The sequence below is a fragment of the Streptomyces sp. LN549 genome (genome assembly GCF_043203805.1).
In the GTDB taxonomy this organism is placed as follows: domain Bacteria; phylum Actinomycetota; class Actinomycetes; order Streptomycetales; family Streptomycetaceae; genus Streptomyces.
Genome location: NZ_JAZHRI010000002.1, coordinates 7,833,644 through 7,845,503, shown reverse-complemented (window position 1 = coordinate 7,845,503; position 11,860 = coordinate 7,833,644). Strand labels below are relative to the sequence as shown.

General features: G+C 70.3%; 13 protein-coding genes and 2 pseudogenes. 5 read left to right on the top strand and 10 right to left on the bottom strand.

The window, feature by feature from the left end:
* Positions 1-30: 30 nt before the first annotated feature.
* Positions 31-927: an arginase family protein gene (locus SH922_RS34920; protein ID WP_393062553.1), complete on the bottom strand. Its 897-nt coding sequence runs from the start codon at positions 925-927 to the stop codon at positions 31-33.
* 72 nt (positions 928-999) lie between these two features.
* Between SH922_RS34920 and SH922_RS34915 the strand changes: the two genes are divergently transcribed.
* Positions 1,000-1,353 carry a DUF6204 family protein gene (locus tag SH922_RS34915; protein ID WP_393062552.1) on the top strand — a complete coding sequence of 118 codons (354 nt, stop codon included), beginning with the start codon at positions 1,000-1,002 and terminating at the stop codon, positions 1,351-1,353.
* A 165-nt stretch (positions 1,354-1,518) separates the two neighbouring features.
* Here SH922_RS34915 and SH922_RS34910 read toward each other — a convergent pair.
* From SH922_RS34910 to SH922_RS34900, 3 genes and pseudogenes are all read right to left on the bottom strand, one after another.
* Positions 1,519-1,853 (bottom strand): annotated as a pseudogene (locus tag SH922_RS34910) (MFS transporter); the annotation flags it as partial.
* A complete protein-coding gene (locus SH922_RS34905) occupies positions 1,850-2,314 on the bottom strand; it encodes an ArsI/CadI family heavy metal resistance metalloenzyme (protein ID WP_393062551.1) in 465 nt (154 codons plus the stop codon). The pseudogene SH922_RS34910 and the gene SH922_RS34905, both read right to left, overlap by 4 nt.
* Positions 2,315-2,374: 60 nt before the next feature.
* Complete coding sequence (locus SH922_RS34900; RefSeq protein ID WP_393062550.1) at positions 2,375-3,772, bottom strand: NAD(P)-binding domain-containing protein; 1,398 nt, start codon at positions 3,770-3,772, stop codon at positions 2,375-2,377.
* Positions 3,773-3,876: 104 nt separating this feature from the next.
* Here SH922_RS34900 and SH922_RS34895 point away from each other — a divergent pair, with 104 nt between their 5' ends.
* Positions 3,877-4,242, top strand: a complete 366-nt coding sequence (locus SH922_RS34895; protein ID WP_393062549.1) for an ArsR/SmtB family transcription factor — start codon at positions 3,877-3,879, stop codon at positions 4,240-4,242.
* A 56-nt stretch (positions 4,243-4,298) separates the two neighbouring features.
* Here the strand turns inward: SH922_RS34895 and SH922_RS34890 are convergent.
* Together SH922_RS34890 and SH922_RS34885 are read right to left on the bottom strand one after the other, a co-directional pair.
* Positions 4,299-4,580: pseudogene (locus SH922_RS34890) on the bottom strand (helix-turn-helix domain-containing protein); the annotation flags it as partial.
* Positions 4,577-5,179, bottom strand: coding sequence for an RBBP9/YdeN family alpha/beta hydrolase (locus SH922_RS34885; protein ID WP_393062548.1), 603 nt, complete (start codon positions 5,177-5,179; stop codon positions 4,577-4,579). The pseudogene SH922_RS34890 and the gene SH922_RS34885, both read right to left, overlap by 4 nt.
* Positions 5,180-5,234: 55 nt before the next feature.
* Between SH922_RS34885 and SH922_RS34880 the strand changes: the two genes are divergently transcribed.
* A complete protein-coding gene (locus SH922_RS34880) occupies positions 5,235-5,585 on the top strand; it encodes a MerR family transcriptional regulator (protein ID WP_393062547.1) in 351 nt (116 codons plus the stop codon).
* A gap of 162 nt (positions 5,586-5,747) precedes the next feature.
* On the opposite strand, the gene SH922_RS34875 is transcribed toward SH922_RS34880, so the two are convergent.
* Both SH922_RS34875 and SH922_RS34870 read right to left on the bottom strand, forming a co-directional pair.
* A complete protein-coding gene (locus SH922_RS34875) occupies positions 5,748-6,056 on the bottom strand; it encodes a hypothetical protein (protein WP_393062546.1) in 309 nt (102 codons plus the stop codon).
* A 935-nt stretch (positions 6,057-6,991) separates the two neighbouring features.
* A complete protein-coding gene (locus SH922_RS34870; protein ID WP_393062545.1) occupies positions 6,992-7,693 on the bottom strand; it encodes a 2-phosphosulfolactate phosphatase in 702 nt (233 codons plus the stop codon).
* Between the two features lie 147 nt (positions 7,694-7,840).
* On the opposite strand from SH922_RS34870, the gene SH922_RS34865 reads away from it, so the two are divergent.
* Positions 7,841-8,275, top strand: a complete 435-nt coding sequence (locus tag SH922_RS34865) for a VOC family protein (protein ID WP_393062544.1) — start codon at positions 7,841-7,843, stop codon at positions 8,273-8,275.
* A 105-nt stretch (positions 8,276-8,380) separates the two neighbouring features.
* Here SH922_RS34865 and SH922_RS34860 read toward each other — a convergent pair whose 3' ends face one another.
* Together SH922_RS34860 and SH922_RS34855 are read right to left on the bottom strand one after the other, a co-directional pair.
* Positions 8,381-9,022: an SMI1/KNR4 family protein gene (locus SH922_RS34860; RefSeq protein WP_393062543.1), complete on the bottom strand. Its 642-nt coding sequence runs from the start codon at positions 9,020-9,022 to the stop codon at positions 8,381-8,383.
* A 70-nt stretch (positions 9,023-9,092) separates the two neighbouring features.
* Positions 9,093-10,619: an alpha/beta fold hydrolase gene (locus SH922_RS34855; RefSeq protein WP_393062542.1), complete on the bottom strand. Its 1,527-nt coding sequence runs from the start codon at positions 10,617-10,619 to the stop codon at positions 9,093-9,095.
* A gap of 100 nt (positions 10,620-10,719) precedes the next feature.
* On the opposite strand from SH922_RS34855, the gene SH922_RS34850 reads away from it, so the two are divergent.
* Positions 10,720-11,676, top strand: coding sequence for a MerR family transcriptional regulator (locus SH922_RS34850; protein ID WP_393062541.1), 957 nt, complete (start codon positions 10,720-10,722; stop codon positions 11,674-11,676).
* Positions 11,677-11,860: the final 184 nt, after the last annotated feature.

The following is an 11,860-nucleotide window of genomic DNA, read 5'->3' as shown; positions in this document are numbered from 1 at the left end:
TGGATGCCGCCCGGACCAGGGGATCGGCCGTCAGACTTCGGCAAAAGCCGCGACCACCAGGTCGGTGAGCAGGGCGCCTGCCGTGCCGTCCGGGTCGAGATCGGGGTCGTAGACCGTGACGTTGAGTCCGACGCAGCGTGGCGAGTGGACCAGCGTCCGCAGCAGGGGGCCGAGCTCGCCGGGGAACAGTCCGCCGTCGTCGGGGCTGTCGACGGCGGGCATGACGGAGGGGTCGAGCACGTCGGCGTCCAGGTGGACCCAGAAGCCGTCGAGGGCCGGACTCTCCAGGCTCCGCACGATCCCGCCCGCCAGATCGGCGGCGCCGCGCTCGCGGATCTCGCCGACGGTCGCCACCGGGATCTTCAGCTCGGCGAGCTCGGTGCGGTCCTCGTCGTAGTCGCGGATGCCGAGGATCCGCACGTCCTCGTCCCGGAGGTAGGGCCGCAGCCCCTCCAGCCCGGCGAGGTCGTTCTGCCCCCGGCCGGTGGCGATGGCCAGCTCCTCCCCGGCTGCGGCGCCGATCCCGTCGCCGTTGCCCGCGTGGCGGAAGTCGGCGGACCCGTCGACCGACACCAGTCCGTACCGCCCGATCCGGCGCAGGGCGAGCGAGGCGCCGAGCTGGATGGAGCAGTCACCGCCCAGGACGAGAGGGAAGTCTCCGGCGCGCACGTGCTGCTCGACGCGGTCGGCGAGGGTGCGGGTGTACCGGGCGATCGCGGCGGCGTTGAAGACTCCGTCCCCCTCCTGCCACGCACCGCGGTCGTAGCGGGGCGGCACGACGACCCCACCCTCGGACGCGCCGATCCGCTGCACGATCCGCTGCTCCCGCAGTGCGCCTGCGAGCTTGTAGCAGCCCGGTACGGTGCCGGGGGCCGGCGGACGGAGTCCCAGGTTGGAGGGGGCGTCGAGCACGACAATATTTCGCATGCGCCCCATCCTCTGCGCCGTAGGCTGGCTCCTCAATCGGTTTGCGGAATGCGACAGGAACGGCGGGACACGATGAGCACGCAGCACACATACCGAGTGATCGTGCGCGGCACGTGGCAGGGGCTCACGGACCAGGCCCGCGAGCGACTGCTCGCCGAGGTGGAGGAGCACGGCCTGGCCGCGATGCACTTCAGCGAGGAGGGGTCGCTGACCTACGACCGCGTGCTCAAGCACTTCAGCTTCCGGTACGTGGTGGTGTCGGATGCCGGGGACGGCGAGGAGATGGCGGCCGCGATCGCCGAGGACCGCGCGGAGACGGTGCTACGGAAGGCCGGTTACGGGCACGGCGAGCTGCGGTCCACCGCGACGGACATGGACACCATGAAGATCAATTACAAGGGGCAGCGGGGGCCGGGGTCGGCGTGACACTGCCCCGGCAGCTGCCGCACCACCTCTGAACAGGGTGTTCTCCTGCTTTCGGCTCTGTCAGGGGCTTACCGGTTTGCACGCCGGATCGTCCCGCGAAAGTCCCTCTGACAGAGCTGAAAGCCCCTGAAAAGTCCCTGGCTCAGCCCGCTTCCGGGTGCCGCGAACCTCGAGGTTCGGGGCGGCTGCAATGACGAGCAGGCCTGCCACTCCGAGGACGGAGCCGGTGGTCATGACAGTGCGCGGTCCGCGGTGGTCGATGAACCGGCCGACCCGGATCCCGGCGAAGGCGGAGAGGAGCAGGGCTGCGGAGAACGCGGCTGTCGTTGCACCGGCGGACCAGCCGGTGTCGGCGGTGATGGCCGGGTTCAGTACGGGGAAGGCGTAGTAGACGATTCCCCAGCTGGTGATCTGTGTGGCGCACAGGGCGGGAGCACGGCGCGGGGCCGCGACCGGTCCCCTGTTCCGGTCGCGGCCCCGCGGGCGTCGAGGTTGGTCACGGGCAGCAGCCACCGGCCTGGACCGGAGCGGGCGGATCGGCTACGGCGGCCGGGTCGGCGCAGCAGGTGCTGTTCTTCTGCTTGGCCATGGAGTCGGCGTCTGCCTTGACGACGTACACCTCCCACGGTTCCTGGCCGGGGCCGTGGACCCAGACCTTGTCCTGGAGGGCGTAGCAGCAGGTGGTGTCGTTCTCGACGTCGGTCGCCAGCCCTTGGTCCTGGAGGCGGGTTGTGGCTGCATGGACTGCTTCGGTGGTGTCGACCTCGACGCCGAGGTGGTCCATGCGTGTGTCTGCGTCTGGTGTGCCCTGAACGAGGACGAGTTTGAGCGGTGGGTCGGCGATGGTGAAGTTGGCGTAGCCGTCACGCTGTTTCGCCGGTTCGGTGGCGAAGAGCTTGCTGTAGAAGGCGATTGAGGCTTGGAGGTCGGGGACGCGCAGGGCGAGCTGTACTCGGGACATGACGATCCTCCTGACGCAGGGGGGAAGCGCCCCGGCCGAGGTTGGTCGGGGCGCCGATGTTCAGGACCCGCAGCACCCGCCGGATGCCGTGCCGGCAAGGGCTGCGACCGGAAGTGAGATTCCCGTTCCGATCTGTACGAGCGCCGGGGCTGCCGGGGCGCAGCAGCCGCCTTCGTCGGTCTGCCCTGCGGCAGGCTCGTCGAAGAGTCCGGCGCCGCCGCAGACCCCGGTCTCAGGGAGGGTGAGTTCGACGCGGTCGGCGGCTTCGGTGTCGCCGGCGAGGGCGGCCGTGACGGAGCGGACCTGTTCGTAGCCGGTCATGGCGAGGAAGGTCGGGGCGCGGCCGTAGGACTTCATGCCGACCAGGTAGAAGCCCGGCTCGGGGTGGGCCAGTTCGCGGTGGCCGTGCGGGTAGACGGTGCCGCAGGAGTGCTGGTTCGGGTCGATGAGCGGTGCGAGCTCCACCGGCGCCTGCAGGCGCTCGTCCAGGGCGAGGCGGAGCTCCGACAGGAAGGACAGGTCGGGGCGCAGGCCCGTCAGGACGATGACCTCGTCCACCGGGTCGAGGCGCCGGCCGTCCTCGCCGACCAGGACCAGGCGGTCGTCGTCGGTGGGCTCGATGACTTCGGTGCGGAATCCGGTGACGGCGTCGGCGTGCCCGTCATCGACGGCGGCCTTGGCCGCCAGGCCCAGCGCGCCGCGGGCGGGGAGCTGGTCGGCGCTTCCGCCCCCGAAGGTGGAGCCGCTGATGCCGCGGCGCAGGATCCACACCGAGTGGGTGCCGGGTTCGTCCTTCGAGACGTCGGCGAGGGCGGCCAGGGCGGTGAACGCGGAGGCCCCGGAACCGATGACAGCGGTGCGCCTGCCCGCGTACCGGGCGCGGACGGCGGGGTCCTTGAGGTCGGGGATGCGGTACGAAATCCGGGCGGAGGAGGCGTGTTCGCCGAGGGCGGGGAGGCCGTCGGCGCCGATCGGGCCGGGGGTGGACCAGGTGCCGGACGCGTCGATCACGGCGCGGCCCAGGATCCGTTCCTCGGTGCCGTCGGCGCGGGTGAGGCGGATGGTGAAGGGCTGCTGCTCGCGGTCGGCGTCGACGATCCGGTCGCGGCCGAGGCGGGAGACGCCGGTGACGGTGGCGCCGTAGCGGACCCGGTCCCCGAGGACATCGGCGAGCGGCTGGAGGTAGTCCCCGGCCCACTCCCCGCCCGTGGGGTAGGTGTCCGTGTCGGGCCTGACCCAGCCGGTGGGCGCCAGGAGCTTCTCGGCGGCCTGGTCGGTCAGTTCGCTCCAGGTCGAGAACAGCCGCACATGCGACCAGCTGCGCACCGCGGTGGCGGCGGTGGTCCCGGCCTCCAGGACCAGCGGTTCGATGCCGCGTTCGACCAGGTGGGCGGCGGCCGCCAGCCCGGCGGGGCCGGCGCCGATGACGACAACCGGAAGGTCTGCAGTGGTGGTCATGACGGTGATGTCCTCCGGTATGCGCGACCGCCTCCGGCCGCTGTTTCGATTGCTGTCTATATCCAAAGATTGCCACCGGCATCTATGAGTGTCAACATAGACGCATGTCGAATTCAGAGGTTGCGGAGCTGCCGGTCCTCGATACGGGTCCCGCGGTGCCGTGCTGCCCGCCGATCACCGCCGGGGAGCTGTCGCAGGGCGACGCGGAGAAGATGGCCGCGATGTTCAAGGCACTGTCCGACCCGGTGCGGCTGCGCCTGTTCTCCAAGGTCGCCTCGCACCCGGGCGGCGAGGCATGCGTGTGCGACATCTCCGACGTCGGCGTCTCCCAGCCGACCGTGTCCCACCACCTGAAGAAGCTGCGCGAGGCCGGGCTGCTGACCTCGGAACGACGTGGGACCTGGGTCTACTACCAGGTCGCCCCGCCCGTCGTGGCCGCCATGTCCGCCATGCTCGACCTCCGCACCTGACCTCCGGTTCGCGCCTGAGCGTCAGCCGATGCAGTCAGGCGGGCAGCAGCGCGCCAGAGCTCATGGGTGATTCGAGCCGCAGACCACTTGTTCTCGCGTCGCATGTTCTCGCTCCGGCTGACCACGGCTGCTGGAATCACGGAGGGTCGGTGGTGTGGTGCTGAGAAGCGGTCCAGCAGACCAAGGTCGCCGTACTGGCGGTAGCGATGCACCCACTTCGAAGCGGTCGCCCGCGAGATGCCCATCTCCGCGGCGACGTGAGCGATCGGGCGTGACTCGCAGCGCTCCACAAGTCGACGGCGCCCCTCGGGAGAGAGTGACGCGTTGCGGTGTGTCATCTGGTTCTCGTCAGCTCTCCGTCAGTCCTTCTGGACGATGCGATCGCCGCGAGGGCCGCGGGGAGCGACGTCACACCGTCGGACGCGAGGAAGTGGCCGGCTCCGGGAATGACCTGGGTCGATGTCCCCAGGAGATCGGCAAGACGGTCGGTGTGGCTCGGTGGTACGTAAGGGTCCGCGTCCGACCGGATCAGGGTGAGTCTGTCGACGTGGTTGCGGATCCCGGCCAGATCCAGCGGCTTGCCGATGTGAGCGTCCAGCGCCGGAAGGGCCGGCAGCGTGTCGACGAATCCTGAGACGAGCACGAGCGCACCAAGACGCCACGGACCCGCCAGGGAGCAGAGATGGCGCAGCGCCGTGATGCAGCCGAGGCTGTGCGCCACCAGGGTCGAGCCCTCATCCGGCGTGCCGACGCTGGCTGCCACGGCGGCCAGCCAGCGGTCAGGGTCAGGCGCCTCGGAGTCCGGAAGGGCAGGAACGGTCGTAGACATGCCACGGGCGTCGAGCTGCGCGGCCAGCCATCCGAACCAATGGTCCTCGGGTGTTGCGGCGTAGCCGTGGATGATCGTGGCCCGCTGCCGGGTTGTCTTCGGTGTCATGGCGCTGGACGGTACGGCTTCACGCCAGCGTGAAGGTCAAATCGCAGGAGGACGCGTGCGTATCAGCAAACTCGCCGAGCTGACCGGGGTGACAGCGCGAGCGCTGCGCCACTATGAAGACTGCATGCTCCTGGTCCCCGAGCGCGACCGCAACGGCTACCGGGCCTACACCGATTCCGACATCGCGCGTGTGGCCCAGATCAAGACGATGATCGCCGCAGGCCTCGGGACCGCAACCATCCGCCGTTACCTCGATTGCGCTCGTTCGGGCGAGCACGGCGTGTCCCTCGAGATGTGCCCCGGCCTTCGGGCCGAGCTCGATGCCCTGGCGCGACGCCTTGGCGCCAAGGAAGCCTCGCTCAGGGAGACGCAGCAGCGACTTTCGGCACTCGCCTCCGCTCGCTAAAGGGCTGTCCAGCAATTCCTGGTGGATCAGCGCGCGGCGTCAGATGCGGTGCACCGCAAGGCGGGGGACGCCCGAATACTGGCCCTCCGTCAGGTCGGGCCTGCGCCGGTGCTGAGCGCGTGAGGGGGCTCCGCCCGGAGCAACGCCCGCGCGGAGCGGCCGTCACTCCCTGGAGCCGGCCTCCCGGATCAGCGGCTCGAACTCCCGCCGCACGTAGGTGTCGAAGGGCTCTGTCAGGGCGCCGTCGATCACCCGCCGCACCCGGCGCTCCGCCGCGAACTCCTTGAGCGCTGCGCGGGAGTCCGGCTCCACACCCCCGCCGATGATCAGCACCCCGAACTCCTCGGCCTCCAACAGCTTCCGGGCCTCCTCGTCGGTACTCACTCCCTCCGCTTCGAAACCGTCCGCGCGCAGCGTGGCCAGCACCTCCGCCACCCTGGCGGGCGTCCTGCCAAGCACCAGCGTTCTCATGGCCGTTCCTCCCAGGTACGTCGACATCTGCGCACCCGAACCTAGAAGCTCAACCCGACTTGAGGTCAACCGTTCCTCATCAGTGAGCAGGAGTGAGCCTTCAGGGCACCCGTGCGGGCAACTCCGGGTGTGCGGTCACCTCTTCAGCCCCGAGCGAGGAGCAGTTCGCATCCCGAGGAGGCGTATCCACAGGTATCCGGTCTGCGAACCCGTCCGTCAGGTCAGGCTCTCGCCTTGCATTCGAAGGCTGGATCACCCCTTTGGAGGGGCAGGTGACCATCTCACCCAGCCGCTCGGCGCAATATTCACAGGCGCACGCCATGCACTGCGTGTGATTGTGCGGGTCGATGGATGCCAAGTCCTTCCAGTTGAAGGCTTATCGAGTTAGACACCAACGAATATGCGGCTGTGACGGTAACAACACTGAGGAATCAAAAAAAACTTTCCGGAAGGGGTTGTATCCGCCGACGAGGTTTGAGTTCATAGGCGAGCGCCCATCAAAAAGGGCCCCCAGCCGACTACTTGGCGGTGGCGGCTGAGGACCCAAGGCGCTGTGCCCTTCGGGGGTATCCGAGAGAGGAACAGTCCTTTGCCACGCAAGCGTAAGACAGCCATGCCCCAACGCAACAGCTCCAGGCAGGAGCTGATCTCGTTGGTTCCGGTGATCGCAGTGTCGTCGGCCGGCGCCGCACTCGTCATCACCAGCTCAGCCACGACGACCGAAGCGGCCGGCTTCGCTGTCGCGATCCTTGCCGCAATCGGTTGGGGGTCTCACCGCAGGCGGTAAGGAGCCGCTTCCGCTCACGTGCGCCCCACGACCCATCCGGCTCGTGGGGCGCCCTGCGGAGCGTTCCTCACCCGCGGCGAGCCGGACGACGGCGGACGCGCTGCCGAGCCCTGCCGGCGAAGGAGTTCGCCGAACCCTCACCGCACTGTCAGACCAGGGCCTCGTCGGTCGGCGAAGGCGTCGCGTGTGGACGCAGGACCATGAGCGAACCTTCCAGGGTCGCCACCATGGCAAAGGGGAACCGGTCGAGCTCAAGACAGAGCGCAACGTCGTCGGGGTGAACTCCTTGGCGTACGCCCTCCGCCAGCTCGGCGGCGGCGCGCGACTCGGCAGCGCGGCGCAGGAACACGGCGGCGTCCGTCACGGCGCCGGCGGCCCTCCGAGCGATGTACTGAGCGCACGCCAGATCTTCATCGGCCTCTCCACCCTCGCCGGTGACGACGAACGTGACACTGCCGCTCTCGCGTGTCCGCAGGAGCCGAGCCGTTGCCTCTGCGACCACAAAGGAGGCGCACAACACCAGTTGCGCCTCCTTGACCGCGAGGGCGCCGACCGTACCTGCCGTGGTCTTCTGCACAACGGTCCGGCCACCGAGGTCAATTGAGCGCAGCATGCCCGGTGAGTTCACGGTGTCGAACCCGGGCGCGGCCGGACCGTCCTTGAGCGCCACCCAGTCCGGGTGGCGAGCCTTGAGTGCCAGTGCCTCGTCCAGCGACTCAGCGAGAACGATCTTTTCCGCCCCCTGACCAAAGGCCCAGGCAGCCACGGTGAACGCACGCATGACGTCGACGACGACCGCCACGGACGGGACTTCGGAAAGATCGGGGATCCCGAGGAATCGAGTGTTCATTCCGGTCATGATCACCCATGCCCGACCCGTGACGCCGGGAGAGTGACGGGCCTCACATCAACGGTCCCGGATGGAGATACGTACGGCCGTTGGTGGGCATGGCCCGCTCGTGGAGACCACGATGGACCCCGCCGCTAGGGTGGGACGATGACGTTGATCAAGAAGTTCCAAGTCACCTTCGACTGCGCAGAACCTGAGCGCGTCGCTCGTTTCTGGTGCGAGGTGTTGGGGTACGTCGCGCCGCCACCGCCGGAGGGCTTTGCCACGTGGGACGATTTCAATCGCTCGCTGCCGCCTCAGGAGCAGGGTTCGTGGTTCGCATGCAGTGATCCCTCGGGTGTGGGCCCGCGGCTGTACTTCCAGCGCGTTCCCGAGGGCAAGGTCGTCAAGAACCGGCTGCATCTTGACGTGCGGGTCGGCACCGGGCTCGTGGGCGAAGAGCGCCTGGCGGCACTTGAGGCGGAATGCGCACGGCTGATCCCGCTCGGCGCGGTGCGCGTGCGGCTTCTGCCTGCCGATGAGGACAACGAGTCGTGCCTCGTGATGCAGGACGTCGAGGGCAACGAGTTCTGTCTCGGCTGAGAGGCGCAACGGGATTCCGCACCGGTGCACACCCATCCGTCTGCTGCCCGGGGCGGCGTTCGGCGGAGTCTTCGCCGTGGACGCCGGCCCGGGGCGGTGCGACCTTCACCAGCCGACCAGGTCCATGGAGTGCCGAGTGAGCCATTCCTCGAACGAAACGGGACGGCCGTCCAGGTGCAGGGGAAGGATCCGGTCGCAGGTGGCCCGGCCGTCGAACCACAGTGAGCCGCGGAGAGGGCCGGTGACGACGAGCAGCGTCGCGAAGCCGCAGCCGTTGTCCTGGATGTACGCAGCGCCGGACGTCTTGCGCTCCTGGAACACCTCGTACTCGGCGTCCCACTGTTGCCAGGCCGTCCGGTAGGCGTTCTCGTCCGGGAAATCGTCCGCCGACGGCCCGCGCGCATTCAGCTCCTCCTCTGCGGCACTGTAGGAGTCGGGATGCGGAAAGGCAGTAGCGAGCAGGTCGTAGTTGGTGTCCGAGTCCCCCTGCCATCCCCAGCCCGCCGCGGATCGGCGCAGACGGTTCACCGCGCCGCCCGCACCGTCCACGCCACCCGCGCTCCGACGGAGCAAGTACGCGCGGTACTGGTCGGGGAACACGATGCCCAGCTCCGCCTCCGCCTCGCATACCTCCGTTTCGGACAGTCGCGGCGCCGGGCAGTCGTCCGGCCTCGCGGGGAAACCAGACGCGTCGGAGCGCCGCCCCCGGGCAGTGCGTCGGGCTTCCGCCATCCAATCGGTGGTCATACGGGGAGCGTAGTCGGGGCCGACGACACCCGGATCGCGGCCTGAGCGCCGGACCCGCCTGACCCGCCGCTCAGGCCGACACGTGCCCCAGTACCGAACGCATAGCGTGGTGCACGGCCTCGCGCGATTCCTCCGTCGGGTCGAGGGTCTCGAAGGCATGGCGGCCGTTCGGTACGTCCACCACCTCGACGTTTGCCCCGCACTTCTCGGACGCGACCAGGAACTCCTCGACCGTGGCGGCAAGTTCGGGCGACTCGCGTCCCACCCGCGTGATCACGACGGGCAGGGCGCCCGCGCCCGCCACCGCGTCCACCGGGCGGAACCGGCTGTCGACCGGTCCCCAGCCGGGGACCGGAACCAGGGCCGGGTAGGAGGCCGCCAGGCAGCACAGCCAGGCCGGCGGCTCCCTCAGCCAGTCCGCCGCGAGGAGGCCGCCTCCCGAGAGGAACCACAGCGCGATCCGGTCCGGGTCCACCCGTGGATCGGCCCTGACCAGCTCCACCGCGGCCGCCACGTCCGCGGCGGCGCGCGGGTAGTCGGCCATGTCGTGCAGGCGGTGATCGAGTGTGACGCCGACCGCCCCCTCCGCGGCCGCGTAGCGGGCGTATCCCTTGAGGGCCGGCCAGTCCCGCGGGGTCGGCCGGACCCCGGCGGGCACCGGGCCGCCGTGCACGAACACCACGGCCGGCCGGGGGCCCTCGGCCTCGGGCAGGTACAGATCGACGTTGCCCGTCCGCTCATGCGGGAGTTCCGGCACGTCCAGCAGGAACGGCCGCAGGTGCGCGGGCTGCTCCGCCGAGCCGGGCGGAACCAGTCGGTGCCCCTCGCCTGCGGCGGCCCGCAGCAGGACCTCGGCCAGCTCGGCCGGCAGGGACAGCATCGGCCAGTGCCCGGTGGGAAGTTCGAAGAACGACACCTGGGGGTCGGCCAGGGCCAGAAAGACGGGATCGCCGAGGTCCACCCGCCGCTGGACCATCTCGATGCTCGAACCGTTCCCGTTGCACAGCACTCCGGTGACGGGCACCGAGGCCACCTCGCCGGTCAGCCGCAGTGGCTGGAGCAGCGTCCGCAGTGGCTGCGGCGAGGCCAGGGCGGTGAGCCGGTCCAGCGACGCTTCGGGGATACCCGCGATGCTGCCCCAGTGCTGCCACTCGTCCCGGGCCGGGGCTGCCAGGACCTGATCGGCCCCTTCCGCTCCGGCACGCTCGACCACCTTCTCGCGCGCGGACGGGTCCGCGACGGCGGCCAGCGCGGGCACTCCGTCCTGGCCCGGTCCCGTGTCCAGGCAGACGATCCGGCCGATGCGCTCCGCGCGGCGGTCGGCGGCGCCGAGCACCGGGTGGACACCGTAGTCATGCCCGACCAGCACGATCTCCTGGTCCCGGCCGACCTCGGCGCTCACCGAGTCGATCAGCGTGAGCACATCCTCGATGTGCGTCTCCAGGTCGACGTCGTCCGTCGCGGCTCCGCGGGACCCTCCGAGACCGGTGAGCGCCGCCGTGTGCACCCCGGCGCCCGACGAGGCCAGGCAGGCAGTGAGTTCCTCCCATACGTGCGCCCCTGTGAACGTCCCCGGCACCAGGATGAATTCGGTCATGTTCCGCTCCTCTGCGATCCGTCGTCGGCGGTCCGGCCACGATCGTCCGCCGCCCTCGCCGGTACGGTAGAAGCTCCCCCTGAGGGAGGTTCAAGTGTTCATGTCGCACGACGACGGCCTGTGCAGCATCGGCGAGCTCGCCGAACGCGCGGGCATCACCGTCAAGGCCGTCCGCTTCTACTCCGACAACGGCTTGCTGCCGGAGGCGTCCCGCAGCGCGGGCGGGCATCGCCGGTACGGCCCCGAGGCGCTCGGCCGGCTGCGTATGCTCCGCTCCCTGCGCAGCCTCGGCCTGCCGGTGCGCGAGGTACGCCGCGTCCTCGACGAGGAGGACGGGGCGGAGGCCGGCGCGGGAAGCGTGCTGGAGGACGTCGTCGCGGGGCAGTTGCGCGAACTCGGCTCGCAACTCACGGCTCTGCGCTGGCGGGAGGCGGGGATGCGGCTGGTGCTGGAGTGCCCGCCCGGGGAGCGCGCCGACCGGCTGCGCCTGATCGGCGCAGTGGCCACCCCGCCGAACACGGCCCCGCTGGCCCGGTTCTGGCGCGCCTGGCTGCCGCCGCGGATGCCGGCCCGGGCGACGGCCGCCTTTCTGGAGGTGGCGGTGGCTCAGCCTCCCGACGATCCGGATCCGGCCCAGGTGCTCGCCTTCGCCCGGCTGAACGCGCTCGTGACCCGACCGTGCACGGGCGCCGAGCGGCCGCAGCCCGAGGCGCACAAGGCCTCGGAGGGTCGCGCGTCCGCCGTTCTGTACGCGGGCCTCGCGCAGGCGTACGAACTGGCCGGCACGCAGTTGCGCCGGGGCGTGGAGCCGCACTCCGGCGAGGAGCTGGACAGTTTCGTGGACGCGTACGCGCGCGCGTACGGCAGCCGGGACACCCCGGCCTTCCGCGGCCTGCTGGTCGGTCAGCTCGCCGCCGACCCGCGGATCGACCGGTACTGGGAGCTGACGGCCGACGTGATCACCGCGCCCGGTGGTCCGCCGGAGCCGACCCCCGGTTCCGCGCACGACTGGCTGTTCGCCGCGCTGGACGCGCAGACCGCCGCAGCGGCGGGCTGAGCACCGGCCGCGTCTTCGCAGCCGGCCCCGCCCGGCCTCCACGTGCGGACCACCGGCTGCCCCGGCCGCCCGGGCCGGTGCATCGGTAGGCCTGTGCCTGGAGGTCGTAGAGCTCCCGGTAAGGGCCTTCGCGGGTCATCAAGTCGTCGTGGTCGCCCGACTCGCGCAGCGTGCCGCCACCCAG

Excerpts from the sequence above, each read along its gene's own strand:
- SH922_RS34920 (WP_393062553.1), bottom strand. The coding sequence starts at position 927 with ATGCGAAATATTGTCGTGCTCGACGCCCCCTCCAACCTGGGACTCCGT.
- SH922_RS34915 (WP_393062552.1), top strand. The coding sequence starts at position 1,000 with ATGAGCACGCAGCACACATACCGAGTGATCGTGCGCGGCACGTGGCAG.
- SH922_RS34905 (WP_393062551.1), bottom strand. The coding sequence starts at position 2,314 with ATGTCCCGAGTACAGCTCGCCCTGCGCGTCCCCGACCTCCAAGCCTCA.
- SH922_RS34900 (WP_393062550.1), bottom strand. The coding sequence starts at position 3,772 with ATGACCACCACTGCAGACCTTCCGGTTGTCGTCATCGGCGCCGGCCCC.
- SH922_RS34895 (WP_393062549.1), top strand. The coding sequence starts at position 3,877 with ATGTCGAATTCAGAGGTTGCGGAGCTGCCGGTCCTCGATACGGGTCCC.
- SH922_RS34885 (WP_393062548.1), bottom strand. The coding sequence starts at position 5,179 with ATGACACCGAAGACAACCCGGCAGCGGGCCACGATCATCCACGGCTAC.
- SH922_RS34875 (WP_393062546.1), bottom strand. The coding sequence starts at position 6,056 with ATGAGAACGCTGGTGCTTGGCAGGACGCCCGCCAGGGTGGCGGAGGTG.
- SH922_RS34870 (WP_393062545.1), bottom strand. The coding sequence starts at position 7,693 with ATGAACACTCGATTCCTCGGGATCCCCGATCTTTCCGAAGTCCCGTCC.
- SH922_RS34865 (WP_393062544.1), top strand. The coding sequence starts at position 7,841 with ATGACGTTGATCAAGAAGTTCCAAGTCACCTTCGACTGCGCAGAACCT.
- SH922_RS34860 (WP_393062543.1), bottom strand. The coding sequence starts at position 9,022 with ATGACCACCGATTGGATGGCGGAAGCCCGACGCACTGCCCGGGGGCGG.
- SH922_RS34855 (WP_393062542.1), bottom strand. The coding sequence starts at position 10,619 with ATGACCGAATTCATCCTGGTGCCGGGGACGTTCACAGGGGCGCACGTA.
- SH922_RS34850 (WP_393062541.1), top strand. The coding sequence starts at position 10,720 with ATGTCGCACGACGACGGCCTGTGCAGCATCGGCGAGCTCGCCGAACGC.